Below are 26,021 nucleotides of genomic sequence, written 5' to 3'. Positions count from 1 at the left end.
TTCAGCGTGTGTGCCGTACGAAGATGTCGAAGTCGCCGTTCGTGTCGTCCGGCACCAGGTCCGTGGCCCCTGAGGTGAACGCCACCTCGCGGCCCCGCGCGGTGACGGCGCCCGGTACGGCGTCGCCGTGGCCCACGGGCGTACGCCTGCCCGTGCGCAGATCGAGCAGCGTCAGGGTGCCCTCCTCCGCCGAGTCCCCCTTCACCGCGCGGACGACCGCGTACCGCCCGTCCCGGCTCGCGGAGACGGCGGGCGCGTCCGCGAGGTGCCGGGTCCTGCCGGTGCGCAGGTCGTGTACGTAGGTGCCGCCGTCGGCGACGAGGACCACCTCCCGTCCGCTCTCGCCGAGTTGGACGAGTCGGCTCCTTCCCAGGCCCTTGTCGACCTGGACGGTCTCGCCGGTCGTGCGGTTCCTGACGAGGACGTCGGCCCGGTCGTCGCCCGCCGTGCGCAGTTGGTAGGCGACGCGGGTGCCGTCGGCGCTGACCGACGCGAACTCCTTGTCGCCGTCCGCCTCGCCGGAGATCAGGTCGTCGGTGCCGCGTGCCGTGTCGCGCACGTACAGCCGCTGGGTGGGCCGGGGACGGGTGCCCGCGCCGTAGGCGACGTGGCCGCCGTCGCGGCTGAGCGACCACAGCTCGCCGACCCACGCCTGGTCGTCGGAGTCCGGCAGGACCCGTCGGGAGGTGCCGGTCACGCGGTCGTACACCTCGGGCACGGGGACCTTGGTGCCCGCCGTGAAGCCCACGTGGCGCCCGTCGCCGCTGAGGACCGGCGGCGCCCAGGAGAACCCGTCCGCGCCGGGCACCGCGGTCACCTCGCCGGTGGCCCGGTCCTTCACCTGGAGGCAGGTGTAGGCGTTGCGGTGACAGCCGAACTCGACGGCCTTCGTGGAGAAGGCGGCGTAGCGCCCGTCGTCGCTGAGCACGCCCTGGTGCGAGGAGCCGTCCAGCTGCGCGCCCGTGCTCGTGGTGCTGACGCGCTCGGTGCGGGGCGCCCGCGCGGTGGCCTCGGTCGCGGTGAAGGTCACGACGACGGCCGCCGCGAGGGCCGCTACCGCGGCGCCGTTCCTCATCGCGCCGTCCACTTGAAGACGTCGCGCAGACCGTTGGTGTCGCCCGGCACGATGTCGGCGTCCTCCGAGCTGAAGACGATGCCCCGCCCCTTCGCGGCGATCGCGCCGGGGCCCGCCGAGCCGTGCCCGACGGCCACCTCGTGGCCGCTGGAGAGGCGGCGCAGCACGACGTTCGACTCTCCGTCCCCGTAGAGGAGTTGGCGCCCGTCCCTGCTCAGGGCCTGCGCGTGGCCGCCCGGGAGGCGGCGGACCTTTCCGGTGCGCAGATCGCGTACGTACGCGCCGTCGGCGGAGTTCATCGCGACGCTGCGGCCGTTGACCTGCACCAGCGTGGACGCGGTGCCGTCGTCGACGCGGGTGAGGGTGCCCGTGGCCCGGTCGCGGAGCCAGACCTGTCCGGTGCCCTTGTCCTCGTAGGCGACATGGCGGCCGTCGGCGCTGAGGGACGGGTCCACCATGTCGCGGGTCGCGTCCTGCGGTCCTTCGCTGACGACCTCGCGGGTGTCGCTCACCCGGTCGTAGACCTCGACCCTGGCGGGGTCGCCGGGGTGGCGCGGCTGGAGCTTGTAGGCGACGAAGCGGCCGTCGGCGCTGATCGACGGGTGGGCCGAGCTGTCCTTGAAGCCCTTGCCGTCGATCTGCTCGCGCTCCCCCGTGCTCAGGTCGGTGAGGAAGACGTTGATGCCGTGCGCGCCCCAGCCGGTGTGTGCGGCATAGCGGCCGTCGTCACTGATGACGGGGGCGCCCATGGAGTTCTTCAGCCGGGTCACCTCGCCCGTGCGCAGGTCGCGCACGAATCCGTAGTCGTACGGACCCTGGTGACCCTGGGTCAGATTCTCGGCCGAGCTGCTGAAGGCCACGTGTCGCCCGTCGCCCGACAGGGACGCGGCGCCGGACGCGCCGTCGGCCTCGGTCCCGTCGGCCGCGACGCTCACCCGCTCGGCCCGGGGAGCGGGCGGCGCGGCCTGCGCCGTGGCCGGTGACACGGCGGCCCCGAGCGCGGCGGCCAGCACGACGCTCAGGGACACACGTCTGGCACCGGACACGACAGTGGACGTGGTGGACGTGGCAGTGGACACGGCTTCCCCCAAAGACCTGTCTCTCCCCCGGCCCGACACCGGGGCCCACGAGGATGGAAACGCACCACAAGGCAGCAGGCAATCCGATGGTTTGCGTACAACCTAGACAGGCCGCCGGGCGTCCGTGGCGAGCGTCTCGTCCAGGAACTCCCTTACGTGCGCGAGCACTTGGGCCCTCCCGGTGCCGCGCAGGCCGATCGCCACGTGGATCGAGAAGCCGTCGAGCAGCGCCCTGAGGCGGGTCGCGAAGCGGTCGGGGTCGACCGCGCCGAACTCACCGCGCGAGATGCCCTCGGCGAGCAGCGCCACCAGGTCGCGGTGCCAGGCGCCCTCGATCGCGGCCTGCCGGTCGCGGCCGCCCTCGTCGGCGTTCAGGGAGCGGTTCCACACCTCGAGCCAGAGCGTCCAGTGCGGATCGCCGGGAGCGTTGGGGACGTACAGCTCGACGTACGCGTCCAGGCGCTCGCGGGCCGTGCCCTGCCGGGCCAGGAGGCGGCCGCGCTCGGCGCCGAGGCGGCCCTCGCTCCACTCCAGGGTGCGCAGGAGCAGCTCGTCCTTGGTGCGGAAGTAGTAGAGGAGGTGGCCGGAGCTCATGTCGACCTCGCGGCCGAGCGCGGCCATGGTGAGCTTCTCCAGGCCGCGCTCGGCGATCATCTCCATGGCGGCGGCCAGGACGTCCTCACGCGGTGGGGCGTTCTTCCGCGCGCGGGACTGACCGCCACCTGCCATGGAGCACTCCTTGTCGATTCGCCGATCACACCCTCGGCTGCTGCTGGGTGATGCAGTGGATGCCACCACCCCCGGCAAAGATCGTACGGGCGTCGACGAGCGTCACGGTCCGCTCGGGGAAGAGCCCGCGGAAGATGCCCGCCGCGATCTCGTCGTTCGGGTCGCCGAAGGCGCACAGGACGACGCCGCCGTTGCAGAGGTAGTGGTTGATGTAGGAGTAGTCGACCCAGCCCTCGGCGTCCTTCAGGACGGTCGGCGCGGGCACCTCGACGATCTTCAGGGTGCGGCCGCGCGCGTCGGTCTGCCCCTCCAGGGTCGCGATGATCTCCTTGCTGACCTCGAAGTCGGGGTGGGCGGGGTCGCGCTGGGAGTGCACGAGGACCACGCCGGGCGCGGCGAACGCGGCGACGATGTCGACGTGGCCGATGGTGCCGAAGCCGTGGCCCGGGTAGTCGGCGGTGAGGCCGCGCGGCAGCCAGATCGCCTTCGTCGTGCCGAGGTGGGCGTGGATCTCCGCCTCGACCTGCTCCTTCGTCCAGCCGGGGTTGCGCTCGGGGCCGAGCTGCACGGTCTCGGTGAGCAGCACGGTGCCCTCGCCGTCGACGTGGATGCCGCCGCCCTCGTTCACCAGCCGCGACGTGTACGTCCGGGCTCCCGCGAGGTCGGCGACGTGCGCCCCGACCTTGGCGTCGTGGTCCCAGCGGGCCCAGTCCTGGGCGCCCCAGCCGTTGAACGTCCAGTCGACGGCGGCCAGTCGCCCCTTGCCGTCGGTCAGGAAGGTGGGGCCGATGTCGCGCATCCAGGCGTCGTCGAGCTCCCGCTCGGTCACCTCGACGTCCGGGCCGAGGAGCTCCTTGGCGTACGCGGCCTGGGCGGGCCCGCACACCACGGTGACGGGCTCGAAGCGGCGTACGGCACGGGCGACCGCGGCCCAGGCGAGGCGGGACTCGTCCAGGCCCTCCGGATCGTCGAAGGTGGGGTTGGGGCACGGCCACGCCATCCAGGTGCGCTCGTGCGGGGCCCACTCGGCGGGCATGCGGAAACCGTCGGCGGCAGCAGACATGTCGTACACCTTCAGAGGAAGTAGAGGCGGTTGAGGGAGACCGAGTCGGCGGGCTCGGAGCGGACCGGGTCGCCGTCGAGGGTGACCAGGCCGGTGCGCTGGTTCACGTCGACGGCTCCGGTACGGGAGTTCAGGCGCAGGTCGGCGGGCCCGATGCCCCGGGTGCCGCGCACGGCGACCCGCCTGCGCCGGGTGGGCATGAGGTCGTTGCCCTGGTCGACGGCGGCCTGCGCGACGAAGGCGACGGAGATGTCGGCGGGCACGGCGCCGTGCCCGCCGAACAGCGGTCCGAGTACGAGGGGTTCGCAGGTGTCGGTGGCGGCGTTCGGGTCGCCGGTGACTCCGTAGGCGGGGAATCCCGACTTGAGGACCATCTGCGGCTTGGCGCCGAAGTACTGCGGGCGCCAGAGCACGATGTCGGCCATCTTGCCGACCTCGATGGAACCGACCTCGTGGGCCAGGCCGTGGGCGAGGGCGGGGTTGATGGTCAGCTTGGCGATGTAGCGCAGCACGCGCGCGTTGTCGTCGTGCTCGCCGTCGCCCTCCATCGGACCCAGCTCGGCCTTCATCTTCCCGGCCATCGCGAACGTCCGGCGCACGGTCTCACCCGCCCGCCCCATGCCCTGCGCGTCCGACGACGTGATGCCGATCGCGCCCAGGTCGTGCAGGACGTCTTCGGCCCCCATGGTCCCGGCGCGGATCCGGTCACGGGCCATCGCCGCGTCACCGGGCAGATCGGTCTTCAGATCGTGGACCGAGACGATCATCCCGTAGTGCTCGGCGACCGCGTCCCGCCCGAAGGGGAGCGTGGGATTGGTCGAGGAGCCGATCACGTTCGGCACGCCCGCCATCTTCAACACGTTCGGCACGTGACCGCCGCCGCAGCCCTCGATGTGGAAGGCGTGGATCGTCCGCCCCTCCAGAACACTCAAGGTGTCCTCGACGGAAAGACACTCGTTCAACCCATCACTGTGCAGCGCGACTTGGACGTCATGCTCCTCCGCCACCCGCAACGCCGTATCCAGCGCCCGCGTGTGCGCGCCCATGTCCTCGTGCACCTTGAACCCGGACGCGCCGCCCTCGGCGAGCGCCTCGATCAGCGGCGCGTCGTACGAGGACGAACCGCGGCCCAGGAAGCCGATGTTGACCGGCCAGGCGTCGAAGGCATTGAAGGCATGCCGCAGCGCCCAGGGCGAGTTGACGCCCACACCCCACACCGGGCCGAACTCCTGGCCGATGATCGTGGTCACGCCGGACGCGAGGGACGCCTCCATGATGCGCGGCGAGAGCAGGTGCACATGGGTGTCCACGGACCCGGCGGTGGCGATGAGGCCCTCCCCCGACACGATGGACGTGCCGGTGCCGACGACGACGTCGACGCCGTCCAGGGTGTCGGGATTTCCCGCCCGCCCGATCGAGGCGATCCGCCCCTCCCGGATCCCGATGGACACCTTGCGGATGCCCTGCACCGCATCGATGACCACGACGTTGCTGATCACGACGTCACAGGTCTCACGGACCGCGGCGGCCTTCAGATGCAGCCCGTCACGGGCCGTCTTGCCGAAACCGGCGAGGAACTCGTCGCCGTGCCGCTGCGCGTCGGACTCGACCCGGATCGTCAGGCCCGAGTCACCGAGCCGGACGTGGTCGCCCGCGCGCGGGCCGTGCGTAGCGGCGTACTCATAGGGGTTCATCGCTCGTCCTCCGCTTCCGCTCCGAGGTAGCCGCAGGCGACGGCCCTGCGCAGCGCCTCTTCCTTCGCGCCGGGCGCGTCCAGCGGGCCGTCCACCAGACCCGCGAAGCCGATCGCGATCCGGGCGCCGCCGATGGGCAGCAGGCCGATCTCGACGCTCTCGCCGGGGCCGAAGCGCACGGAGGAGCCCGCGGGCACGGCGAGGCGCATGCCGTACGCGGCCGCGCGGTCGAAGTCGAGCCGAGGATTGGCCTCGAAGAAGTGGAAGTGCGAGGTCACCGAGACCGGGACGGTGGCGGTGTTGCGCACGGTCAGCGTGACGGCGGCCGCGGGCTCCTCGTGCGCGGGCCCGGGCAGCAGCGCGCCGGGCGCCGCGTCGCCGAGGCCGCCGCCGATCGGATCCGAGACCACCGCGAGCCGGGACCCGTCGTCGAAGACGGCCTCCACGTGCACCTCGGTCACGACGTCCGCGACGCCGGGCAGGACGTCGTCGGGGCCGAGCACGGAACGAGCCCGCTCGACGGCCTCGGCGAGCCGTGCGCCGTCGCGGGCCGCCTCGCACACCGTGTCGGCGATCAGCGCGGTGGCCTCGGGGACGTTGAGTCTCAGGCCGCGCGCCCTGCGGGACCTGGCGAGCTCGGCGGCCCCGAAGAGCAGCAGCCGGTCGCGTTCGGTGGGCGTGAGTCGCACGCGCCGTTCCTCCCTGTTCCCGATCCTGTTTCTGATCACATCTCTCGTTTAGAGCAACACTCTAAGCACAAAATCCGCATGCGGGAAGCATTGACGGGAGAGCTCCATTCGCGCCACATTGAGCGCTGCTCAAAAGTAGGGCAACCATCGGGACCAGCGAGCGTCAGGGGCAGCCTCATGCCGATAGAACAGCGCGGAGTCGACACCATCCCGGACGGGGAACGCACCAGCGGCCCCCGCGACCTCGTGTCGATCCTGATCGGGTCCAACCTCTGCCTCGGGGTGATCGTCTTCGGCTGGCTGCCGGTGTCGTTCGGGCTCGGCTGGTGGGAGTCGGTGAGCGCGGTGGTGGCGGGCACCGTCATCGGCACGGCCCTGACCGCGCCGCTCGCCCTCGTCTCGCTGCGCACCGGCACGAACCTGTCGACCTCGTCCGGCGCCCAGTTCGGCGTGCGCGGCCGCCTGGTCGGCTCCGTCGTGGGGCTGCTGCTCTCCCTCGGCTACACCGCGCTGACCATCTGGATCGGCGGCGACGTGATGGTGGGCGCGCTGCACCGCCTGCTCGGCCTGCCGACGGGCGGACTCTCGTACGCCCTCGTCTACGCACTGCTCGCGGCGGCCACCGTCACGGGCGCGGTGCACGGCTACCGCGTCCTGCTCCGGCTCTCGCGCGTCCTCGCCCTCGGCATGACGGCGCTCCTCGTCCTCGGCGTCGTCGCGTACGCCCCCGACTTCACGACCTCCGCGCTGCCCGGCGCGGGCGGCTACGCGCTCGGCTCGTTCTGGCCGACGTGGCTGCTCGCCCTGGTCGCGGCGGGCCTTTCGGGCCCGATCGCGTTCATCACCCTGCTCGGCGACTACACGCGCTACGTCTCCCCCGCCCGGCACGGCTCCCGTTCGGTCCTCGGCGCGGCCTGGCTCGGACTGCTCGCCGGGCTCCTGATCCCGCAGCTCTTCGGTACGTTCACGGCGTACGCAGCCCGTGCCGCCCTGGACTACGCGGGCGGACTCGTCGACGCGTCCCCCGCCTGGTACCTGGTCCCGCTCCTCCTCGCCGCCTCCGCGGGCTCGGTCGGCAACGCGGGCCTGATGCTCTACTCCATGGGCCTCGACCTGGACGCGATCCTGCCCCGCGCGTCCCGTGCCCGCGCCACCTGCACGGTCGCGGTCGTCGCCACGGCGTGCGTCTTCGCGGGCCACTACGCGTGGCAGGCACAGGACGCGATGACCTCCTTCGTCCTCCTGCTCACCGCGATCGGCACGCCCTGGGCGGTGATCACCCTGATCGGCTTCGCGCGCTGCCGCGGGGAGTACGACGCGGAGGCCCTCCAGGTGTTCAACCGCCGCTCCAAGGGCGGTACTTACTGGTACCGCGCGGGCTGGCACGTCCGGGCCACGGCGTCCTGGGCGCTCGGCGCGGGCGTCGGCGTCCTAGCGGTCTCCCTCCCCTCCTACGAGGGTCCGCTCCTGTCCCTGACGGGCGGGGTCGACTGCAGTTTCCTGCTGTCGGGGGCGGTGGGCGGGGCGGCCTATCTGGCGCTGACGGCACGGGAGCGGGGGGTCGTCGCGGGCACCCTGGAGACCACGCCGCAGGCCGTCGGCGTCGATCACGTAGCCTGACAAGGACCTGATCATCGGGGGACAGAGCAGCACGGGGAGTACGACATGGAAGAACTCATCGGACTCGGCGTCCGGGCGGCGAAGGGGGCCGGGGCGGCGGTCATGACCGTCGTCGACGCGATCACTAGCGGGCCGCTCAGCCCGGTGGGCTCGAACGTCCCCAAGCAGGACGAGGAGACCGCCTCCACGAAGCCCACGGAGGACACCGCCCCGTAGGGGCCCCTCCGGCGCCGACCGGGACGGACCACCCAGGGGCGCGGGGAACTGCGCGGCCAACCCCCACCGAACCCGCCACCGCACCTGCCAGGGCAGGCCCCACGGCGACTGCGGCCCCGCACGGGTCGCTCGCGCAGTTCCCCGCGCCCCTTACAGGGGCCCTCCGGCGCCGACCGGAACGGACCACCCAGGGGCGCGGGGAACTGCGCGGCCAACCCCCACCGAACCCGCCACCGCACCTGCCAGGGCACGCCCCACGGCGACTGCGGCTCCTCGGGGGTTGCTCGCGCAGTTCCCCGCGCCCCTTACAGGGGCCCTCCGGCGCCGACCGGAACGGACCACCGCCAAAGCCCTCAGCCGAGATCGTGCATCCAGCCATGGACATCCGAAGACGTCCCCCGCTGGACATCAAGCAGCGCCTCACGCAGCTTCAGCGTGACCTCGCCCGGCTTGCCCTCGCTCTGGAGCCACTCGCCGGAGGCGCACTTGACCGTGCCGACGGGCGTGATGACCGCCGCCGTGCCGCAGGCGAACACCTCGGTGAGCGTGCCGTTCTCGGAGTCGGTCTTCCACTGGTCGATGGAGACGCGGCCCTCCTCGGACTCGTAGCCCAGGTCACGGGCGACCGTGAGGAGCGAGTCACGGGTGACACCGGCGAGGAGCGAGCCGGTCAGGGTGGGAGTGACGATCTTGTTTCCGTACACGAAGTACAGGTTCATGCCGCCCAGTTCCTCGACCCACTTGTGCTCGACCGCGTCGAGGTAGGCCACCTGGTCACAGCCCTTGGCCGCCGCCTCCGCCTGCGCGAGCAGCGACGCCGCGTAGTTGCCGCCGGTCTTGGCGTCGCCCATGCCGCCGGGCACGGCGCGCACGCGGTCCTCGGAGAGCCAGATCGAGACGGGCTTGACCCCACCGGGGAAGTACGCGCCCGCGGGCGAGGCGATGACGATGAAGAGGTACTCGTTGGCGGGCTTCACCCCCAGGCCGACCTCGGTCGCGATCATGAAGGGCCGCAGGTAGAGGGACTCCTCACCGCCGTGCGCGGGCACCCAGTCCTTGTCCTGCTTGACCAGCGCGTCGCACGCCTCGATGAACGTCTCGACGGGCAGCTCGGGCATGGCCAGGCGCCGCGCGGACGCCTGGAAGCGGCGGGCGTTGGCGTCGGGCCGGAAGGAGGCCACCGAGCCGTCGGGCTGACGGTAGGCCTTGAGGCCCTCGAAGATCTCCTGGGCGTAGTGCAGGACGTTGGTGGCCGGGTCGATGGCGAGCGGGCCGTACGGCACGAGCTGGCCGTCGTGCCAGCCGCGGCCCTCCGTCCACTTGATCGTCACCATGTGGTCGGTGAAGTGGCGGCCGAACCCGGGGTTGGCCAGGATCGCCTCGCGCTCAGCGGCAGCCAGCGGGGCCGATGAGGGCTTGAGCTCGATGGTCGGCGTCGTCGTCATGAGTACTTCGTCCTTCACGTGTGATGGTGACGGACCGCGCTCACGCCCGTACCTCCGGTACTAGGACGTCCGAGCTTCCCTGTCTTCCACGGCCCCACGTTCGATTATCGCTCGCGGGGCCCCGAGGAAGAAACGGCATGAATGCGGCCCGGGGGTCGATCGTGACACCCGGGGGCGCATACGAGAAGCCGCCGGGTGCTTCGGAAGACCCGGCGGCTTTCGTGCGATGAACGAGCTACCGGGTCAGCCCGCTACTCGTACGGCGAGCGCGTCGCCGATCTGCTCGGTGCTGCGGACCGTCTCGCCGCGCTCGGCGAGGTCGGCGGAGACGGCGGCCTCGATGCGGGCGGCCTCGGGCTCGTAGCCCAGGTGGCGCAGCAGGAGGGCGACGGAGAGGACGGTGGCCGACGGGTCGGCCTTGCCCTGGCCCGCGATGTCCGGCGCCGAACCGTGCACCGGCTCGAACATCGAGGGGAAGTCGCGGCCCGGGTTGATGTTCCCGGAGGCCGCGACGCCGATGCCGCCGGAGACGGCCGCGGCGAGGTCGGTGATGATGTCGCCGAAGAGGTTGTCGGTGACGATCACGTCGAACCGCGCGGGGTCGGTGACCAGGAAGATGGTCGCCGCGTCCACGTGCAGGTAGTCGGTGGTGACGTCGGGGAACTCCTCGGCCACCTTGGCGAAGGTGTTGGTCCACAGGTGCCCGGCGTACGCGAGGACGTTGTTCTTGTGGACCAGCGTCAGCTTCTTGCGCGGCCGGGCCTGCGCGCGGGCGAACGCGTCGCGGACCACGCGCTCGACCCCGTAGGCGGTGTTCACGGAGACCTCGGTGGCCACCTCGTGCGGGGTCCCGGTGCGGATCGAGCCGCCGTTGCCCGTGTAGGGGCCCTCGGTGCCTTCGCGTACGACGATGAAGTCGATCTCGGGCTGGCCCTTGAGCGGGGTCGAGACGCCCGGGAGCAGCTTCGAGGGCCGCAGGTTGACGTGGTGGTCGAAGAGGAAGCGGAGCTTCAGCAGGAAGCCGCGCTCCAGGACGCCGGACGGGACCGAGGGGTCGCCGATCGCGCCGAGGAGGATCGCGTCGTGCTGCTTGAGGGCCTCGACGTCGGCGTCGGTGAGGGTCTCACCGGTCGCGTGGTACCGCTTCGCGCCGAAGTCGAATTCCTTCGTCTCCAGCTTCACATCCTGCGGGAGCACGGCGTTGAGGACCTTGAGCCCCTGGGCCACGACCTCTGGGCCGATGCCGTCTCCGGGGATGACTGCGAGATTGAGAATGCGAGAGCTTGCCGACATGCGGGCAGCCTACTCTTCGTCCCAGGGGCTGACACGCACCGTCCGGCATGCGGACACGCCTGGTCACCCGGCGGGTACGCCATCACTTGGACACCCCTTCTTCACCCGTAGGTCCGGCGGGAGTTGGGCTGCGCTGGGAACTTCTCCGGACATGGACACCCCCGATGTCGGCATACCGGAACAGCTCGCGAGCAGGCTGAGCATGCCGGAGCAGCACGCGTATCTGCGCGGGCGGTTCTCCCGGCGCAAGGTGCTCGCCGGGGCGTTCGCCGCGGCGGGCACGGTCGGCGGCGCCGCCCTCCTCGGCGGAAGCGCGGGCGGCACCGGCGGCCCGCACGACGGCGCCCCCTCCGCATATCGCACCTCGGCCGCGCCCGCCGCCCCGGTGCGCGTCGCGGGCTCGCTGGTGGCACCCTTCGGCCGGCACCTGGCGTTCGGGGCCGACCCGAGGACCCAGATGCGGATCTCCTGGCAGGTGCCGTTCGCCGTCACGTCCCCTTATGTACGCGTGGGATCGAAGCCCTGGGAGCTCGGCGAGAAGGTCGCCGCGGAGGTCCGCGACCTGCACACCCCCGCCCTCTCCAAGAAGCTGCCGAAGGTCGAGCAGTACTACCTGCACGCGGCCCTCGACGGGCTGCGCCCCGGCACGACGTACTACTACGGGGTCGGCCACGACGGCTTCGACCCGGCGTCGCCCGAGCGGCTCGGCACGGTCGGCACCTTCCGCACCGCCCCCGAACGCGCGGAGAAGTTCGTCTTCACGGCCTTCGGCGACCAGGGCGTCAGCTACCACGCGCTCGCCAACGACCAGCTGATCCTGGGCCAGGACCCGTCCTTCCACCTGCACGCGGGCGACATCTGCTACGCCGACACCACCGGGCACGGCAAGGAGTCGGACACCTATGACGCGCGCGTGTGGGACACCTTCCTCGCGCAGACGGAGTGCGTGGCCAAGTCCGTGCCGTGGATGGTGACGACCGGCAACCACGACATGGAGGCGTGGTACTCGCCGAACGGCTACGGGGGCCAGTCGGCCCGCTGGTCGCTGCCCGGCAACGGCTTCGATCCGAAGGGCGTGCCCGGCGTCTACTCCTTCCGGTACGGCAACGTCGGCGTCGTCGCCCTCGACGCCAACGACGTCTCGTACGAGATCCCCGCCAACCGGGGCTATTCGGAGGGGCGGCAGACCGCCTGGCTCGACCGGCGGCTCCGCGCGCTGCGCGCGGACGCGTCGGTGGACTTCCTCGTGGTGTTCTTCCACCACTGCGCCTACTCGACGTCGACGCACGCGTCCGACGGCGGGGTGCGCGACGCGTGGCTGCCGCTGTTCACCGAGCACCAGGTGGACCTGGTGATCAACGGCCACAACCACGTCTACGAACGCACCGACGCCATCAAGGGCGGCGAGGTCGGCAAGCCCGTGCCGGTCGGCGCGTCGACCGATCCGACGCGCGACGGCATCGTGTACGTCACCGCGGGCGGCGCGGGCAAGGACCTCTACGGGTTCGGCCCCGGCGTCGAGGACAGCTACGAGGGCAACGTCCACGATCGCGAGAGCATCGCGACCTTCCGCTGGACGAAGTCCCGCGCGGCGGACCCGGACACCGTGGAGTGGTCACGGGTGCGCTACACCGGCTTCTCGTTCCTCGCGGTGGAGGTGACGTCCGGCGCGCACCCGAGGCTCTCGGTCTCCGCGCTCGCCGAGAACGGCGAACGCGTCGACCACTTCGAGGTGGTGCGGGGAACCTAGCGCGGGAGGCGGCTCAGTGGCCGGTCTCGCCGCCGTTGTCCCTGCGGTCGAGGGCGCGCTGGAGGGCCGCCGCGGCGTTCTTGCGCTCGGCATCGCTCGTACGGGAGGTGTGACGGACTCGACGGACGGTCGTCTCGGCCATGGGAGATCCACTCCTTGAGGGAAGGGTGCATTCGAGACGCCGGAGGGGCGGGGAGCGGGGAGCGACAGGGTTCGCCTGCGTGGGGCTCCGGCTCACGACCGCCATTCGCTTGATCGAGCGAGACGTTCGGCTCCTACCAAGCTAAGCGAGGACGGAGCGTCTGTCTCCACAATTACTCGGACTTCCTACTATCTGAGACGGCGAGCTCCCTGAGCTCACGGATGAGGGCCCGCACCGCGACGGATCTGGCCAGCTCAGGGGTGGTGACATAGCCCACGGAGCGGATCGGGCGGTCCGTGCCGAGATCGGTGATCTCCACCGAGTCCGGTGCTCCGGTCAGCGAGAGCCCCGGCATGATCGCCATGCCGTGCCCCGCGCCGACCATCGCGAGCACCGCGCCGTCGTCCTCGGTCAGGACGGTCGCCTTCGGGATCCAGTCCTGTCCCGCCCACCACTGCCTGGTGTACGAACCGCAGTTCTCGTGCCAGTCGATCAGCGGCAGCGAGCGGGGGTCCGGGTGCCCCGCCGGGTGGACCAGGGAGTAGGGCTCCTCGACGAGCACGCCGCTGATGAGCCCCGCCGGGACCGTCGAGGTGCCGCCGATCGTCGCGATCCCCAGGTCGGCGCGCCCCTCGGCGACCTCGCCCGCCGTCCCCGCGCCCAGTTCCCGCACGACGCGGACCTCGGGCACGAGGCCGGGGTGGCGCGCGGTGAGACGCTCAAGGGCCGCGGGCAGCAGGTGCAGGGCGACACTGCGGAAGGCGGCGATCCGCAGCGGCCCCTCCACGGCGCCGCTTCCGGCCCCGCGCGCCTCGGCGGCCAGCGCGTCGAGCAGCCGCAGCACCCGCCGGGCGTGCGCGACGGCGGCGGCGCCCCCGGCGGTCGGCACGGCCCCCTTGCGCCCCCGCTCGAAGAGCACGGCGCCGACCTTGCGCTCGATGCCGCGGACCGAGTGCGAGACGGCGGACTGGGTGACGCCGAGCGCCCCCGCGGCGGCGGAGAACCCGCCCTCGCCCGCCACCGCGACGAGGACGCGGAGCTCGTGGGGCGCGAGGTCCCCTGGCCTGGCGGCACCCGGCGCGGGGTCCACGGATCCTGATCGGCCCGTACGGCTGGAGGCTGTCGTCATCAGGGTTCCCACCTGGGTCTATGAGGAGTCTTCATGGGTCGGGGCGTTCCATGAGCGCAACCCTCTGCCCGTGATCCGCATTCCTGCCTACGTTCTCGGACATGACCGAGACCGCGCTCACCGTGCACCAGATCGCCCGCCCCCACGGCTTCCCCACCCCCGACCAGCTCTCCTTCGTGGAGTCCGCCCTGCCCGCGCCCGCGCCCGGCACCGCCCTGGTCGAGAACCTGTACTGGTCCGTCGATCCGTACCACCGCGAGATGATGGACGGCGACTTCGCGCTGAACGCCCCGCTGGAGGGCCGGACCATCGGCCGGGTCGTCGAGTCGCGCGACCCGGCGCTCGCCGAGGGCGAGATCGTCCTCCACCGGAAGGGCTGGCGCACGCACTCCGTGGTCGCCCCCGACGAGGTGCGCCGCCTCCCCCGCTTCGACGGCGTACCCCTCTCCGCCTACCTCAGCATCCTCGGCGGCACCGGCCTCACCGCCTATGTGGGCCTCACCCGCATCGCCGAACTCCGCGAAGGACAGGACCTGTTCGTCTCCGCGGCGGCGGGCGGCGTCGGCACCGCGACCGGACGGCTCGCCCGGCTGATGGGCGCGGGACGGCTCGTGGGCAGCGCGGGCTCGGCGGCGAAGGCGGCGTACCTGACCGGACACGTCGGCTACGACGCGGTCTTCGACCACCACGCGGGCCCGGCGGCCGAGCTCCTGGCCGAGGCCGCGCCCGACGGCATCGACCTCTACGTCGACAACGTGGGCGGCGAGCAACTGGAGGCGGCGATCTCCGCGCTGCGCGAGCGCGGCCGCATCGTACGGATCGGCACGATCGCGCAGTACAACGCCACGAGCACCCCGTACGCGCTGCGCAATCTGCCCGACATCGTCGAGAAGAGCCTGCGCATGGAGGGCTTCCTCGTCCGCGACTACCCGCATCTCCAGGAGGAGTTGTACGAGTTCGTGGTGCCGCACCTCCAGAGCGGGCGCGTCCGGCTCGACGAGACGGTGGTCGAGGGCTTCGACCGGATCGTCGACGCGTTCCTGGGCATGCTGCGGGGCGAGAACCGGGGCAAGATGATCGTGCGCGGCACGGCGGCGTAGTGCGGCCCGGTACGTACGGCTAGTAGACGTCCCCGTCCCGCCATTCGATGAGCAGTTCGTGCGCCGGGTCGAGGTCCGCGCCCCACAGCAGCGGCGGCTCCTCGTCGGGCATGAGGAGGACGCCGTCGGGACCGAGCACGCCGACCGCGCCCTTCCACTCCTGCCAGCCGCGCCCGAGGTAGAGCCGCTGCCCCTCGTCGGACGCGGAGAGCGCCCCCAAGTCGTGCGCCGTGTCGATGATCCGCTCCAGCCCGCCCATCACCTGCCCGCCGAGCCCCTGTCGCTGCCGGTCGGGCCTGACGGCGACCGCTTCGACGTAACCGACGCGCAGCGAACGGCCGTTGTGCAGGATCCGGCGCTGGACCACGGCGCCGTGCGCGACGAGGTCCCCCTGCTCGTCGCGCACCAGGGCGTGCATGCCGCCGAGCGCGTGCTCCCAGTCCTGGTCGCTGAAGTCGCCCTCGAAGGCCGCGTCCATCAGTCGGCGGGCGGCGAGGAGGTCGCCCCGGGTCATATCGCTGGTGTGGGCGGTACGCAGGGTGGTCACACGCCCACCGTACTCAGCCCTCATCCGAGTGCGCACCCCGATTTCCCCGCGGCGGGCGTGGTGTGCGCGGCACTCCTCGTCGCGGGGTGGAGCCGAACCGGCCACCCCCGTCGGCCGAACCGGCCACCGCCGTCCCGCAATTGGTCTGCACCATGGCGCGGACACCCCCTTCCGCCGCAGAATCGGACCCATGTCTGAGACTGAACAGCAGCAGGAGTGGACCCCCATCCACGGCGCGCCCTACCGCTCGGTGCCCTACCGCCCGCAGCGCATGCCCGAGGCCGAATCACTGGCGCACGCGGCCGAGTTGAGGACGCGGATGGACGAGCGGCGCACGGTCCGGCAGTTCGCCACCGACCCGGTGCCCGCGCAGGTCGTGCGGGACGCCATCGCGTGCGCGGCGACCGCGCCGTCCGGCGCGCACCAGCAGCCGTGGACGTTCGTCCTCGTCCAGGACCCCGAGATCCGCCGCCGCATCCGCGAGGCCGCCGAGCACGAGGAGCAGATCTCCTACGACGGGCGCCTCGGCGAGGAGTGGCTCGCGGCCCTGCGTCCGCTCGGCACGGACGAGGTGAAGCCGCACCTGACGGACGCGCCCGCGCTGATCGTCGTCTTTCAGCAGCGCTACTGGCTGGGCGAGGACGGCACCAAGCACAAGCACTACTACGTCGACGAGTCGGTCGGCATCGCGGTGGGGATGCTCCTGTCCGCGCTGCACCTGTCGGGCCTCGCCGCGCTGATCCACACGCCGAGCCCGATGCGCTTCCTCTCGCAGGTGCTCGGCAGGCCGGAGAACGAGAAGGCGTTCGCGGTGATCCCCGTGGGCTATCCGGCGGCGGACTGCGAGGTCCCCGACCTCGTCCGCAAATCCCTCGATCAGGTGCTCGTGGAGGTCTGACCGGATGCCACCAACTCCCGCTCCAGGAAGGGGTAGTCGGTGTAGCCCCGCGCGCCGTTCGTGTAGAGGTGGGCGTGGTCGATCTCCTGGAGCGGCGCGCCCGTCGCCAGGCGCGCGGGCAGGTCGGGGTTGGAGATGAACGCCCGCCCGTACGAGACGAGGTCGGCGAGGCCGGACGCGAGGACGGCCTCGCCCGCCTCCCGTGTCGTCGGGTCGCCGTTCTCCCCGACGTTGCCGATGAGCAGGCCGTGCCAGCGCGGGCGCAGGTCGGCGAGGGCGGGATAGCGGTCGTTGTCGGTGAGGTGGAGGTAGGCGAGGCCGAGGCCGTCGATCTCGGCGAGCAGCGCGCGGTAGACGGGACCGGGGTCGGCCTCGGCCATGCCGAACTGCGGGTTGCCGGGCGAGAGTCGCAGCCCGAGCCGCTCGGCGCCGATGGCGTCGGCGACGGCGCGGACCACCTCGACGGCGAAGCGGATGCGGTCGGCGATCGACCCCTTGCCGTACTCGTCGTCCCGCAGGTTGGTGTTGTCGGCGAGGAACTGGTGGATCAAGTAGCTGTTGGCGCCGTGCAGTTCGACCCCGTCGAACCCCGCGTCGACGGCGTTGCGGGCGGCGGCCACGAAGTCCTCGACGGCCGTGCGGATGTCGTCCCTGGTCATCTCGCGCGGGGCGACGTAGTCGGGCTTGGTGCCGTCCGGGCCGTGCGCGTGTCCTGGCGGGGTCACGGCGGAGGGGGCGAGCGGCAGGTCGCCGTCGATGCGGGCCAGCGGGTGGCCGTTGCGGCCGCCGTGCATCAGCTGGGCGTAGATCCGGCCGCCCGCCGCGTGCACGGCGTCGGTCACGCGCCGCCAGCCCTCGATGTGCGCGGCGGTCTCCAGACCGGGGTAGCGCCAGCCGCTCTGGCCCCGGCTGCTGGGCCAGATGCCCTCGGTGACGATGAGTCCCGCGCCGGCGCGCTGGGCGTAGTGGTCGGCGACGACGGGCAGCGGGGTGCCGTCGTCGGCGGCGCGGGCGCGGGTCATCGGGGCCATCACGACGCGGTTGGGCAGGAGGCCGAGGGGGCCTGCGGAATAGGGGGCGAGAAGCTCGGTGTTCGTCATGCCGGAACGGTAGAAGCTGACACTGATGTCAGATTCAAGTCCGTGTCCCGACGGGGACGGCGACGAGAGGGCGGTACATGAGGATCGGCGAGCTGGCGAAGCGTACCGCTGTGAGCGAGCGGTCCCTGCGCTACTACGAGAAGCAGGGCCTGTTGCACGCCGAGCGCACCCCGGGCGGCCACCGCGACTACGCGGAGGCCGCGGTCGACCGGGTCGTCCACATCCAGGAGCTGTTCGCAGCGGGCCTGTGCAGCGCGAAGATCTACCAACTCCTGCCGTGCATGCGGGACAAGGACGGCGGCCCCTCCGAGCAGGCCACGCCGTGGCTCGCGGACGAGCTGATCAGGGAGCGGGAGCGGATCGACGGGCAGGTGGCGGACCTGCTGCGGGCCAGGGAGGTCCTGAACCAGGTGATCTCGGCGGCGGCCCGGCACCCGCAGCCCACGGCGTAGCCCCGGCGCCCGGCGGCCCACGACGCCGCCGCGGTCCCGCTGTCCACGGCGTCCCCACGGACCCGCCCGGTACGGTCGGGATCATGAAATCGACCTCCTCCCGCAGGACACTCCTCGGCGCCGCGGCCGCCGCGCCCGTACTCCTCTCGCTGTCCGGCACGGGCACGGGCGCCAGCACCGCGCACGCGGCGGCGGCCGCCCCCGACGTCCGGCGGCGGCTGCGCGAGCTGGAGAAGGGCTACCCGGGCCGGATCGGCGTGCACGCGCTGCACACCGGCACCGGTGCCACCGTCGGCTACCGCGCGGACGAACGCTTCGCGATCGCCTCGACGTTCAAGGTCCTCGCGGGCGCGGCGATACTGCGCCGCGCCCGCGAGCAGGAGCCAGGGCTGCTCGACGTACTCATCAGGTACGGGCGCGACGACCTCGTCACGCACTCGCCGCGCACCGAGATGCACCTCGAAACCGGCATGACGGTGCGGGAGTTGTGCGACGCGACGATCACCTACAGCGACAACGCCGCCGCCAATCTGCTGATGCGCCGCATCGGCGGCCCGTCCGGCATCACCGAGTTCGCGCGCTCGATCGGCGACTCCCGCACCCGCCTCGACCGCTGGGAGACCGATCTCAACACCAACATCCCGGGCGACCGGCGCGATACGACGACGCCCGCCGCGATGACGGAGAACCTGCGCAAGCTCGTCATCGGCGACGCCCTCCACCCGCTCGACCGCGACCAGTTGATCCGCTGGCTCCTGGAGAACACCACCGGCGACCAGCGGATCCGCGCCGGGCTCCCCGAGGGCTGGCGGGTCGGCGACAAGACGGGGTCCCCCGCCTACGGAGGGGTCAACGACGTCGCCGTTGCGTGGCCGCCCAAGGGGGCGCCACTGGTCGTCTCCGTCTACACGACCCGCCTGGACCCGGACACGCCCGGCGAGGACCGGATCGCCGAGGACATCACCCGGATCGTCGTCGACGCGCTGGGCTGACCCCGGAAAAGACACCGCCTCCGATCGGGGTGGGGCCCAGATCGGAGGCGGGGTTCAGGGGCGGGCCGCGAAGGCCCGGGAGGGGCGTCAGCCCATGTGCGGGTAGCCGTACTCGGTCGGCGGGACCAGCGTCTCCTTGATGGCGCGGGTCAGCGTCCACCGCTGCAGGTTCTGCGGGGCACCGGCCTTGTCGTTGGTGCCGGAGGCGCGACCGCCGCCGAAGGGCTGCTGGCCGACGACGGCGCCGGTCGACTTGTCGTTGATGTAGAAGTTGCCCGCGGCGTAGCGGAGCTTCTCCATCGTGTACGCGGCGGCGGCGCGGTCACCGGAGATGACCGAACCCGTCAGCGCGTAGTCCGAGGCCGACTCCATCTGGGTCAGCATCTCGTCGTACTTGTCGTCCTCGTAGACGTGCACGGCGAGGAACGGGCCGAAGTACTCGGTCTTGAAGACCTCGTTCTCCGGGTCGGCGCACTCGACGACGGTCGGGCGCACGAAGTAGCCCACCGAGTCGTCGTAGGTGCCGCCCGCGACGATCGTGCAGGAGTCGTCGGCCTTGGCGCGGTCGATGGCCGCCTTGTTCTTGGCGAACGCGCGCTCGTCGATGACGGCGCCGATGAAGTTCGACAGGTCGGTGACGTCACCCATGGTGATGCCGTCGACCTCGGCCGCGAACTCCTCCTTGAAGCCGGAGTTCCAGATGGAGGCCGGGATGTACGCGCGCGAGGTCGCGGAGCACTTCTGGCCCTGGAACTCGAAGGAGCCACGGGTCAGCGCGGTCTTCAGGATCGCGCGGTCCGCGGACGGGTGCGCGACGACGAAGTCCTTGCCGCCGGTCTCGCCGACAAGCCGCGGGTAGGTGCGGTAGTTGGCGATGTTCTCGCCGACCGTCTTCCACAGGTGCTGGAAGGTCGGGGTCGAACCGGTGAAGTGGATGCCCGCCAGGTCGCGGTGGGTGAGGGCGACCTCGGAGACCGCGATGCCGTCGCCGGTGACCAGGTTGATGACGCCCTTGGGAAGACCGGCCTCCTCCAGGAGCTGCATGAGCAGCACGGCGGCGTGGGTCTGCGTCGGGGACGGCTTCCACACGACCACGTTGCCCATCAGGGCAGGGGCGGTGGGCAGGTTGCCCGCGATGGCGGTGAAGTTGAACGGCGTGATCGCATAGACGAAGCCCTCGAGCGGGCGGTGGTCCAGGCGGTTCCAGACGCCGGTGGAGTTCGCCGGGGGCTGCTCGGCGAGCAGGTCACGGGCGTACTTCACGTTGAAGCGCCAGAAGTCGACGAGCTCGCACGGGGTGTCGATCTCGGCCTGCTGGGCGGTCTTGGACTGGCCGAGCATCGTGGAGGCGGCCAGCGTCTCGCGCCAGGTGGTGGAGAGCAGCTCGGCGGCGCGCAGGATGATCGCGGCGCGGTCGTCGAAGGACATCGCGCGCCAGGCCGGGGCGGCGGCGAGCGCGGCGTCCACCGCGTCCTGGGCGTCCTGCTTGGTGGCGCCGCGGCCGGTGCCGATGACGGCCTTGTGGTTGTGCGGCTGCACGACCTGGAAGGGCTCGCCGCCACCGAGGCGCTTGACGCCGCCGATGGTCATGGGCAGCTCGATCGGGTTCTCGGCGAGCTCCTTGAGCTTGCTCTCGAGACGGGCACGCTCCGGGGAGCCGGGGGCGTAGCCGTGGACCGGCTCGTTGACCGGGGCGGGGACCTGGGTCACAGCGTCCATGAGTTCCTGAGCTCCTTTGTGCGGGGGCTTTTGTACGGGGTGGGCGGCTCAGCCCTTGGTGAGGATGGAGCGGGCGAAGAAGAGCAGGTTGGCCGGCTTCTCCGCGAGACGGCGCATGAAGTAGCCGTACCAGTCGGTGCCGTAGGCGGTGTAGACGCGCATGCGGTGGCCCTCGGCGGCGAGCCGCAGGTGCTCGTCGCTGCGGATGCCGTACAGCATCTGGAATTCGTACTCGTCCAGCTTGCGCCCCGCGCGCCGCGCGAGCTCCTGCGCGATGGAGATCAGGCGCGGGTCGTGGGACCCGATCATCGGGTACCCCTCACCCTCCATGAGGATGCGCAGGATCCGGACGTACGCCTTGTCGATCTCGGGCTTGTCCTGGAAGGCGACCTCGGCGGGCTCCTTGTAGGCGCCCTTCACGATGCGCACGCGGCTGCCGTTGTCGGCGAGGCGCCGGGCGTCGTCCTCGGTGCGGAAGAGGTAGGCCTGGATGACGCAGCCCGTCTGCGGGAAGTCCTTCCGCAGCTCCTCGTGGATGGCGAACATCGAGTCGAGGGTGGTGTGGTCCTCGGCGTCCAGGGTGACCGTGGTGCCGATGGCGGCGGCGGCCTCGACGACGGGGCGCACGTTGCTCAGCGCGAGCTCGTGGCCGCCCTCGAGGGCCTGCCCGAACATCGACAGCTTCACCGACATCTCGGCCTTGGTGCCGAGGCCGAGGTCCTTCAGGCGCTCGATGAGCTCCAGGTAGGCGTCGCGGGCGGCGTGCGACTGCTCGACCGTGGTGATGTCCTCGCCGACCACGTCGAGGGTGACCTCGAGGCCCTTGTCGGCGGCGTCCACGATGATCGGCACGACCTGGTCGACGCCCTCACCGGCGATGAACCGGGCGACAACCTGCTTGGTGCCCGGGGCCGCCGAAACGAAACGGCGCATCTTGTCGCTGCGCGACGCGGCGAGGATCACGGGACCCAGCACGGGGCACCTCCACGGGTGTACGAAAGCGGGTGCCCTACCGGCATAGCCCTACAAAGGGGGAATGCGGCGGTACGGCACGGAGAACCACCGTGAAATTTAAGGATCCCTCCGATCCTGGGCCATCGACAGCTGTCACGCATCCGTGCCCTGGATCTCAGACATATGTCTGAAGGATCCGGCGGGCTGCGTGAGAATGGTGGGGTGAAAGGCGATTACCAAGAACTGGTCGACGAGATCTCGGCGCTGCTCGGCGCCCCGGCGACCCTGGAGAACCGCGATTTCGAGCTGATCGCGTTCGGCGCGCACGACGGCGGAGCCGACGGCGACAGCGGGTTCGACGCGACCGTCCTCGACCCGGTCAGGACCCGCTCGATCCTGACCCGCCGCTCCACGGCCGAGGTCCGCGCCTGGTTCGAGGGCTTCGGCATCACCCGGGCCACGGGCCCCGTCCGGATCCCGCCCACCCCGGAGGCCGGGGTCTACCGGGGCAGGATCTGCCTTCCCGTACGCCACAGGGGTTTCGCCCTTGGCTACGTGTGGCTGCTCGACGACGACCCGGGACCCGGCGAGCAGCAGCTGACCGCCGCCATGGAGGTGGCGGGCAGGATCGGCGCGCTGCTCGCCGACGAGGCGCAGGCGGGCGCCGACCTGACCCGCGAGTTCCGCGCGGTCCTCACCGCCGAGCGCGGCTGGCAGCGGGACATGGCGGTGGCCGCCCTGCGCACCGCGCTCGGCTCCCGGGGCGAGGGCCTGCACGCGGTGGTGTGCGTGGCCCCGTGGCGCTCGGCGGACCCGGACGACGCACCCGCGGCCCGCGCGGTGCCGGGCGCGGCCGCGGTGTGCACGGTGCCGTGGGGCACCACGGCGCAGTCCCTCGCGGCCCTGGTGCGGCTGCGGACGGCCGACTCGCTGTCGCCCGCGCACACGGCGGCCGCCCGCCTGCTCGACGCGGCGCCGGGCGCCACGGCGGGGATCGCCGGGGCCCGGTACGGCCTGGATGACCTGGGGGCCGCCTGGTGGGAGGCGGCGGGCGCGGCGCGCGCCGCGCTCGCCGAGCGGCGCTTCGGCCCGGTGGCGCAGTGGTCGGACGTGGGCCCTTTCCGGCTCCTGACGGCGCTGCCCCCGGAGGCCGCGCACGACCCGGTGGGCACCCAGCTCCTGAGCCCCACCCACCGCGAACTGGCGCGCACCGCCGAGGTGTTCCTCGACTGCGCGGGACAGGCGGGCCGCACGGCGGCGGAGTTGGGCATCCACCGCCAGACGCTGTACTACCGGCTCTCGCGCGTGGAGCAGCTCACCGGCCTCGACCTGGACGAGGGCGAGGACCGGCTGCTGCTGCACATGGTGCTGAAGTCGTCACGACTGTAAGGACCGCGCAACGAACGATTACAGCCATGATCGTGAGGCGATACGGTTCTCCGCGTCCGAACATTCATCCCCCCACTTGGGAGATCGAACACCACATGAAGTTCAGGCTGTTGGCCCCCGCGGTCGCCTTCTCCGCCGTCGCGCTCGTCGGCACCACCCTCGCCACGGGCGGCACCGCCGTCGCCGCCGCGAAGCCCGACTGCTCCCGGGGCATCACCAACGTCCCCGCCAAGGAGACGGTCAAGGTGCGCACCCACGCCAAGCTGAGCGCGACCGCGGTCGGCCAGTGGAACAAGGGCAAGAAGGGCTACCTCTGCAACGACGGCAAGTTCTACTCGGGCCAGAAGTACAAGCTGTGCGGCAAGACCTCCACCAAGTGGCTGTACGGCGGCCCGTACAGCAGCAACAAGCGCGGCTGGATCCCCGCCGCCTGCCTCAAGTGGTCATAACGACCGCTGACTTGAGGTCGGCCCGGAACGCGGGCCGCACCTCCACGCCGCACCACAGGCGGTAGACGGTCGTCCGCGACCGCCCGCGCACCCGGAGCCGCACCTCGGTCGGCCCCGGGTGCGCACGCCTCCGCCCAGGCCCTGCTCGACGGGGAGATCGGCGCGGTCTTCGCCCCTCTGCGCGAGCCCGCCAGGAACATCGACCCGACGGATCCCGCTCCGGCCTCATGCCTTCGTGGCCGCCCGCTCCATCACGCGCCGCATTCCCTCGGTGAGCTGACCGGCGCCGGTCGCCGTCTCGGGGTCGAAGAGCCACTGGACCAGCAGGCCGTTGAGCAGGACGGAGTACAGGCGTCCCTCGGCCTCCACCACGTCGTCGGTGACGGCGCTCTCCGGCACTCCGGTGAAGACCGACGCGAGCCCTCTGCGCCCCTCCACCTGCGCCTTGGCGAGCAGGTCACGGACCCCGGCGAGCCGGTCCCCCTGGGTGACGACCTCCAGATTGAGCATCCACAGGGACCTGGACTCCGGGAACGAGCGGATGATGCCCTCCCAGGTCTCCTGGAAGCGCTCGAACGACCCGACCTCGCCCGCACCACCGCCGGGCGGCACCTGCCCGAAGGTGCCGGTCATCTCCTCGATGAGCGCGAGGAACGCCTCGACGAGCAGCGCGTCCTTCGACCCGTAGTGGTAGCCGATGGACGCGAGGTTGGTCCCCGACTCCTTCACGATCTCGCGGGCCGTCGTGCGGACGAACCCCTTGTCCAGCAGGCAGCGCTTGGCGCCTTCGAGCAGATCTTCGCGGTGTCCCATGCGACCAGAGTACGCCCGGGTCATACAGGCGTCCCAGACCACCGTCTTATACGACCGATCTATACGTACGTACTAGACAGGCGTTTATGACGCCCGTACAGTCCCTGTCATGCAGACGAACCCGCGCGCCACCCGCAAGGAATGGACCGCCCTCGCCGTCCTGATGCTCCCGCTGCTCCTGGTCTCGATGGACGTCTCCGTCCTCTACTTCGCGATACCGGAGATCAGCGCCGATCTGGCGCCGAGCGGCACGCAGCAGCTGTGGATCTTCGACATCTACGCGTTCGTGCTCGCCGGACTCCTGATGACGATGGGCTCGCTCGGCGACCGCATCGGCCGTCGCAAGCTGCTCCTCTTCGGCGCCACCGCGTTCGGTCTCGCCTCGCTCACCGCCGCGTACGCCGACAGCGCCGAGACCCTGATCGCCGCCCGCGCGGTGCTCGGCATCGGCGGCGCGACCCTCATGCCGTCCACGCTGGCCCTCGTGCGCAACCTGTTCCGCGACCCCGGGCAGCGCGCGAAGGCGATCGGCCTGTGGCAGGGGGTCCTCGTCGCGGGCATCGCGCTCGGCTCGGTGCTCAGCGGCGTCCTCGTCGAGTACTTCTGGTGGGGCTCGGTCTTCCTGGTCAACCTGCCCGCGATGGTGCTGCTGCTCGTCCTCGCGCCGGTCCTGATCCCCGAGTTCAAGGACCCGACGCCGGGCCGCTTCGACCTGCTGAGCGTGCCGCTCTCGATGGCCGCCGTACTGCCGCTGGTCTGGGGCCTCAAGGAGCTGCCCGCCGAGGGCGTCAAGCTCCAGTACCTCGCGTCCGTGGCCGTCGGCCTCGCCTTCGGGGCCCTGTTCGTGCACCGCCAGCGCACCGCCGCGTCGCCGATGATCTCCCCGGAGCTGTTCCGCGGCAACGGCCGGGCCTTCAGCGCCGCCGTCTCGCTGAACCTCATCTCCTCGCTGGCGATGATGGGTTCGGCCTACTTCACCACCCAGTACCTGCAGTCCGTGCTCGGCAAGAGCGCCATGGAGGCCGCGCTGTGGGCGCTGCTCCCCTCGGTCCTGATCGGCTTCGCGGGTCCCGTCGCCACGGCACTCGTGCAGCGCGGCATGAACCGCGCCCACGTCGTCGCCACCGGCTTCGTCATCTCCGCCTGCGGCTACGGCCTGCTCACCCTGACCGACACCGATTCCCTCTGGCTGGCCCTCGCCGGTGCGGGCGTCCTGGCCTGCGGCGCCGTCATCATCGGCTCCCAGCTCACCGACCTGGCGCTCGGCGCCGCCCCCGTGGAGAAGGCGGGCACGGCCTCCTCGCTCCTGGAGACGGGGCAGGAGTTCGGCGGCGCGATGGGCATGGCCCTGCTCGGCTCCATCGGCAACGCGGTCTACCACGCGAGGATCCCGGACTCGGCCCCCGCCGAGGCCCGCGAGACGCTCGGCGGCGCGGTGGCGGTGGCCCACCACCTGCCGTCCGCGGCGGCGGACGACCTCCTGACCGCGGCCCGCACCGCGTTCACCGACGGCCTGCACGTCGCGGCACTGACCGGCACGGGGATCCTGCTGGCGGCGGCGGTCCTGGCGGCGGTGACGCTGCGGAGGGTGCAGGTACAAGCACCGGTGCAGGAGCCCGCGCCGGAACCGGATCCACAGAAGACACTCATCTGAAAACGCCGGACGGGCTGGATATTTCCAGCC

25 protein-coding genes are annotated in these 26,021 nt (G+C 71.6%); 10 read left to right on the top strand and 15 right to left on the bottom strand.

Annotated features, from left to right (window positions below):
• Position 1 precedes the first annotated feature (1 nt).
• The 6 genes from KY5_RS28935 to ureA all read right to left on the bottom strand — a co-directional run bounded on the left by KY5_RS28935 (position 2) and on the right by ureA (position 6,329).
• A complete protein-coding gene (locus KY5_RS28935) occupies positions 2 to 1,075 on the bottom strand; it encodes a hypothetical protein (protein WP_159072611.1) in 1,074 nt (357 codons plus the stop codon).
• The gene (locus tag KY5_RS28930) at positions 1,072 to 2,154 is read right to left on the bottom strand and encodes a TolB family protein (RefSeq protein WP_234362902.1); all 1,083 of its coding nucleotides are present in this window, start codon (positions 2,152 to 2,154) and stop codon (positions 1,072 to 1,074) included. The genes KY5_RS28935 and KY5_RS28930 overlap by 4 nt, the downstream gene beginning before the upstream one ends.
• Before the next feature lie 102 nt (positions 2,155 to 2,256).
• Positions 2,257 to 2,883 carry a TetR/AcrR family transcriptional regulator gene (locus KY5_RS28925; protein WP_098244978.1) on the bottom strand — a complete coding sequence of 209 codons (627 nt, stop codon included), beginning with the start codon at positions 2,881 to 2,883 and terminating at the stop codon, positions 2,257 to 2,259.
• A gap of 25 nt (positions 2,884 to 2,908) precedes the next feature.
• On the bottom strand, positions 2,909 to 3,946 hold the full coding sequence (locus KY5_RS28920; protein WP_098244977.1) for an agmatine deiminase family protein: 1,038 nt from the start codon (positions 3,944 to 3,946) through the stop codon (positions 2,909 to 2,911).
• 11 nt (positions 3,947 to 3,957) lie between these two features.
• Positions 3,958 to 5,640, bottom strand: coding sequence for an urease subunit alpha (locus KY5_RS28915; RefSeq protein WP_098244976.1), 1,683 nt, complete (start codon positions 5,638 to 5,640; stop codon positions 3,958 to 3,960).
• Positions 5,637 to 6,329, bottom strand: a complete 693-nt coding sequence (ureA, locus tag KY5_RS28910) for an urease subunit gamma (protein ID WP_098244975.1) — start codon at positions 6,327 to 6,329, stop codon at positions 5,637 to 5,639. Before ureA ends, KY5_RS28915 begins: the two co-directional genes overlap by 4 nt.
• Positions 6,330 to 6,506: 177 nt before the next feature.
• Between ureA and KY5_RS28905 the strand changes: the two genes are divergently transcribed.
• Positions 6,507 to 7,949: a cytosine permease gene (locus tag KY5_RS28905; protein WP_098244974.1), complete on the top strand. Its 1,443-nt coding sequence runs from the start codon at positions 6,507 to 6,509 to the stop codon at positions 7,947 to 7,949.
• A 45-nt stretch (positions 7,950 to 7,994) separates the two neighbouring features.
• Positions 7,995 to 8,165 (top strand): hypothetical protein, encoded by a 171-nt coding sequence (locus KY5_RS41915; protein ID WP_159072610.1) that lies wholly within the window; start codon positions 7,995 to 7,997, stop codon positions 8,163 to 8,165.
• Between the two features lie 353 nt (positions 8,166 to 8,518).
• Here KY5_RS41915 and KY5_RS28900 read toward each other — a convergent pair whose 3' ends face one another.
• On the bottom strand, positions 8,519 to 9,610 hold the full coding sequence (locus tag KY5_RS28900; protein WP_098247536.1) for a branched-chain amino acid aminotransferase: 1,092 nt from the start codon (positions 9,608 to 9,610) through the stop codon (positions 8,519 to 8,521).
• A gap of 243 nt (positions 9,611 to 9,853) precedes the next feature.
• Positions 9,854 to 10,903, bottom strand: a complete 1,050-nt coding sequence (locus KY5_RS28895; RefSeq protein ID WP_098244973.1) for a 3-isopropylmalate dehydrogenase — start codon at positions 10,901 to 10,903, stop codon at positions 9,854 to 9,856.
• Between the two features lie 151 nt (positions 10,904 to 11,054).
• On the opposite strand from KY5_RS28895, the gene KY5_RS28890 reads away from it, so the two are divergent.
• Entirely contained in the window at positions 11,055 to 12,653 is a 1,599-nt protein-coding gene (locus KY5_RS28890; protein WP_098244972.1) for a purple acid phosphatase family protein, read from the top strand.
• Positions 12,654 to 12,666: 13 nt separating this feature from the next.
• Here KY5_RS28890 and KY5_RS42980 read toward each other — a convergent pair whose 3' ends face one another.
• Together KY5_RS42980 and KY5_RS28880 are read right to left on the bottom strand one after the other, a co-directional pair.
• Positions 12,667 to 12,795 (bottom strand): hypothetical protein, encoded by a 129-nt coding sequence (locus tag KY5_RS42980; RefSeq protein WP_098244971.1) that lies wholly within the window; start codon positions 12,793 to 12,795, stop codon positions 12,667 to 12,669.
• A 172-nt stretch (positions 12,796 to 12,967) separates the two neighbouring features.
• Complete coding sequence (locus tag KY5_RS28880) at positions 12,968 to 13,924, bottom strand: LysR family transcriptional regulator (protein WP_098244970.1); 957 nt, start codon at positions 13,922 to 13,924, stop codon at positions 12,968 to 12,970.
• A gap of 101 nt (positions 13,925 to 14,025) precedes the next feature.
• On the opposite strand from KY5_RS28880, the gene KY5_RS28875 reads away from it, so the two are divergent.
• Positions 14,026 to 15,024 (top strand): MDR family NADP-dependent oxidoreductase, encoded by a 999-nt coding sequence (locus KY5_RS28875; protein ID WP_098244969.1) that lies wholly within the window; start codon positions 14,026 to 14,028, stop codon positions 15,022 to 15,024.
• Positions 15,025 to 15,043: 19 nt separating this feature from the next.
• On the opposite strand, the gene KY5_RS28870 is transcribed toward KY5_RS28875, so the two are convergent.
• Complete coding sequence (locus tag KY5_RS28870) at positions 15,044 to 15,595, bottom strand: GNAT family N-acetyltransferase (RefSeq protein WP_098244968.1); 552 nt, start codon at positions 15,593 to 15,595, stop codon at positions 15,044 to 15,046.
• A 166-nt stretch (positions 15,596 to 15,761) separates the two neighbouring features.
• Between KY5_RS28870 and KY5_RS28865 the strand changes: the two genes are divergently transcribed.
• Positions 15,762 to 16,469, top strand: coding sequence for a nitroreductase family protein (locus KY5_RS28865; protein WP_199843284.1), 708 nt, complete (start codon positions 15,762 to 15,764; stop codon positions 16,467 to 16,469).
• Here the strand turns inward: KY5_RS28865 and KY5_RS28860 are convergent.
• On the bottom strand, positions 16,448 to 17,569 hold the full coding sequence (locus KY5_RS28860; RefSeq protein ID WP_098244966.1) for an alkene reductase: 1,122 nt from the start codon (positions 17,567 to 17,569) through the stop codon (positions 16,448 to 16,450). The genes KY5_RS28865 and KY5_RS28860 overlap by 22 nt on opposite strands.
• A gap of 77 nt (positions 17,570 to 17,646) precedes the next feature.
• Here KY5_RS28860 and KY5_RS28855 point away from each other — a divergent pair, with 77 nt between their 5' ends.
• Positions 17,647 to 18,021 carry a MerR family transcriptional regulator gene (locus KY5_RS28855; protein WP_098244965.1) on the top strand — a complete coding sequence of 125 codons (375 nt, stop codon included), beginning with the start codon at positions 17,647 to 17,649 and terminating at the stop codon, positions 18,019 to 18,021.
• Positions 18,022 to 18,104: 83 nt separating this feature from the next.
• Positions 18,105 to 19,013: a class A beta-lactamase gene (gene bla, locus KY5_RS28850; protein ID WP_098244964.1), complete on the top strand. Its 909-nt coding sequence runs from the start codon at positions 18,105 to 18,107 to the stop codon at positions 19,011 to 19,013.
• Between the two features lie 87 nt (positions 19,014 to 19,100).
• Here the strand turns inward: bla and pruA are convergent, their stop codons facing one another.
• Together pruA and KY5_RS28840 are read right to left on the bottom strand one after the other, a co-directional pair.
• Positions 19,101 to 20,732, bottom strand: a complete 1,632-nt coding sequence (gene pruA, locus KY5_RS28845) for an L-glutamate gamma-semialdehyde dehydrogenase (RefSeq protein WP_098244963.1) — start codon at positions 20,730 to 20,732, stop codon at positions 19,101 to 19,103.
• Between the two features lie 48 nt (positions 20,733 to 20,780).
• Positions 20,781 to 21,707 carry a proline dehydrogenase family protein gene (locus tag KY5_RS28840; protein ID WP_098244962.1) on the bottom strand — a complete coding sequence of 309 codons (927 nt, stop codon included), beginning with the start codon at positions 21,705 to 21,707 and terminating at the stop codon, positions 20,781 to 20,783.
• 162 nt (positions 21,708 to 21,869) lie between these two features.
• On the opposite strand from KY5_RS28840, the gene KY5_RS28835 reads away from it, so the two are divergent.
• Together KY5_RS28835 and KY5_RS28830 are read left to right on the top strand one after the other, a co-directional pair.
• A complete protein-coding gene (locus KY5_RS28835; protein WP_098244961.1) occupies positions 21,870 to 23,075 on the top strand; it encodes a PucR family transcriptional regulator in 1,206 nt (401 codons plus the stop codon).
• A 95-nt stretch (positions 23,076 to 23,170) separates the two neighbouring features.
• Entirely contained in the window at positions 23,171 to 23,524 is a 354-nt protein-coding gene (locus KY5_RS28830; RefSeq protein WP_098244960.1) for a hypothetical protein, read from the top strand.
• 225 nt (positions 23,525 to 23,749) lie between these two features.
• On the opposite strand, the gene KY5_RS28825 is transcribed toward KY5_RS28830, so the two are convergent.
• Positions 23,750 to 24,337, bottom strand: coding sequence for a TetR/AcrR family transcriptional regulator (locus tag KY5_RS28825; protein WP_098244959.1), 588 nt, complete (start codon positions 24,335 to 24,337; stop codon positions 23,750 to 23,752).
• Positions 24,338 to 24,446: 109 nt separating this feature from the next.
• On the opposite strand from KY5_RS28825, the gene KY5_RS28820 reads away from it, so the two are divergent.
• Positions 24,447 to 25,991, top strand: coding sequence for an MFS transporter (locus KY5_RS28820; protein ID WP_098244958.1), 1,545 nt, complete (start codon positions 24,447 to 24,449; stop codon positions 25,989 to 25,991).
• Positions 25,992 to 26,021 lie beyond the last annotated feature (30 nt).

Source organism: Streptomyces formicae (assembly GCF_002556545.1).
GTDB classification, from domain to species: Bacteria; Actinomycetota; Actinomycetes; order Streptomycetales; family Streptomycetaceae; genus Streptomyces; species Streptomyces formicae_A.
Note: the sequence above shows the minus strand (reverse complement) of the source record. Positions and strands in the feature narration are given on the sequence as shown.

Excerpts from the sequence above, each read along its gene's own strand:
- KY5_RS28820 (WP_098244958.1), top strand. The coding sequence starts at position 24,447 with ATGCAGACGAACCCGCGCGCCACCCGCAAGGAATGGACCGCCCTCGCC.
- KY5_RS28875 (WP_098244969.1), top strand. The coding sequence starts at position 14,026 with ATGACCGAGACCGCGCTCACCGTGCACCAGATCGCCCGCCCCCACGGC.
- KY5_RS28870 (WP_098244968.1), bottom strand. The coding sequence starts at position 15,595 with ATGAGGGCTGAGTACGGTGGGCGTGTGACCACCCTGCGTACCGCCCAC.
- KY5_RS28880 (WP_098244970.1), bottom strand. The coding sequence starts at position 13,924 with ATGACGACAGCCTCCAGCCGTACGGGCCGATCAGGATCCGTGGACCCC.
- KY5_RS28825 (WP_098244959.1), bottom strand. The coding sequence starts at position 24,337 with ATGGGACACCGCGAAGATCTGCTCGAAGGCGCCAAGCGCTGCCTGCTG.
- KY5_RS42980 (WP_098244971.1), bottom strand. The coding sequence starts at position 12,795 with ATGGCCGAGACGACCGTCCGTCGAGTCCGTCACACCTCCCGTACGAGC.
- KY5_RS28895 (WP_098244973.1), bottom strand. The coding sequence starts at position 10,903 with ATGTCGGCAAGCTCTCGCATTCTCAATCTCGCAGTCATCCCCGGAGAC.
- KY5_RS28860 (WP_098244966.1), bottom strand. The coding sequence starts at position 17,569 with ATGACGAACACCGAGCTTCTCGCCCCCTATTCCGCAGGCCCCCTCGGC.
- KY5_RS28935 (WP_159072611.1), bottom strand. The coding sequence starts at position 1,075 with ATGAGGAACGGCGCCGCGGTAGCGGCCCTCGCGGCGGCCGTCGTCGTG.
- KY5_RS28890 (WP_098244972.1), top strand. The coding sequence starts at position 11,055 with ATGGACACCCCCGATGTCGGCATACCGGAACAGCTCGCGAGCAGGCTG.
- KY5_RS41915 (WP_159072610.1), top strand. The coding sequence starts at position 7,995 with ATGGAAGAACTCATCGGACTCGGCGTCCGGGCGGCGAAGGGGGCCGGG.
- KY5_RS28865 (WP_199843284.1), top strand. The coding sequence starts at position 15,762 with ATGTCTGAGACTGAACAGCAGCAGGAGTGGACCCCCATCCACGGCGCG.
- KY5_RS28925 (WP_098244978.1), bottom strand. The coding sequence starts at position 2,883 with ATGGCAGGTGGCGGTCAGTCCCGCGCGCGGAAGAACGCCCCACCGCGT.
- KY5_RS28900 (WP_098247536.1), bottom strand. The coding sequence starts at position 9,610 with ATGACGACGACGCCGACCATCGAGCTCAAGCCCTCATCGGCCCCGCTG.
- KY5_RS28855 (WP_098244965.1), top strand. The coding sequence starts at position 17,647 with ATGAGGATCGGCGAGCTGGCGAAGCGTACCGCTGTGAGCGAGCGGTCC.
- KY5_RS28835 (WP_098244961.1), top strand. The coding sequence starts at position 21,870 with ATGTCTGAAGGATCCGGCGGGCTGCGTGAGAATGGTGGGGTGAAAGGC.
- KY5_RS28905 (WP_098244974.1), top strand. The coding sequence starts at position 6,507 with ATGCCGATAGAACAGCGCGGAGTCGACACCATCCCGGACGGGGAACGC.
- KY5_RS28830 (WP_098244960.1), top strand. The coding sequence starts at position 23,171 with ATGAAGTTCAGGCTGTTGGCCCCCGCGGTCGCCTTCTCCGCCGTCGCG.
- KY5_RS28920 (WP_098244977.1), bottom strand. The coding sequence starts at position 3,946 with ATGTCTGCTGCCGCCGACGGTTTCCGCATGCCCGCCGAGTGGGCCCCG.
- pruA (WP_098244963.1), bottom strand. The coding sequence starts at position 20,732 with ATGGACGCTGTGACCCAGGTCCCCGCCCCGGTCAACGAGCCGGTCCAC.
- KY5_RS28915 (WP_098244976.1), bottom strand. The coding sequence starts at position 5,640 with ATGAACCCCTATGAGTACGCCGCTACGCACGGCCCGCGCGCGGGCGAC.
- bla (WP_098244964.1), top strand. The coding sequence starts at position 18,105 with ATGAAATCGACCTCCTCCCGCAGGACACTCCTCGGCGCCGCGGCCGCC.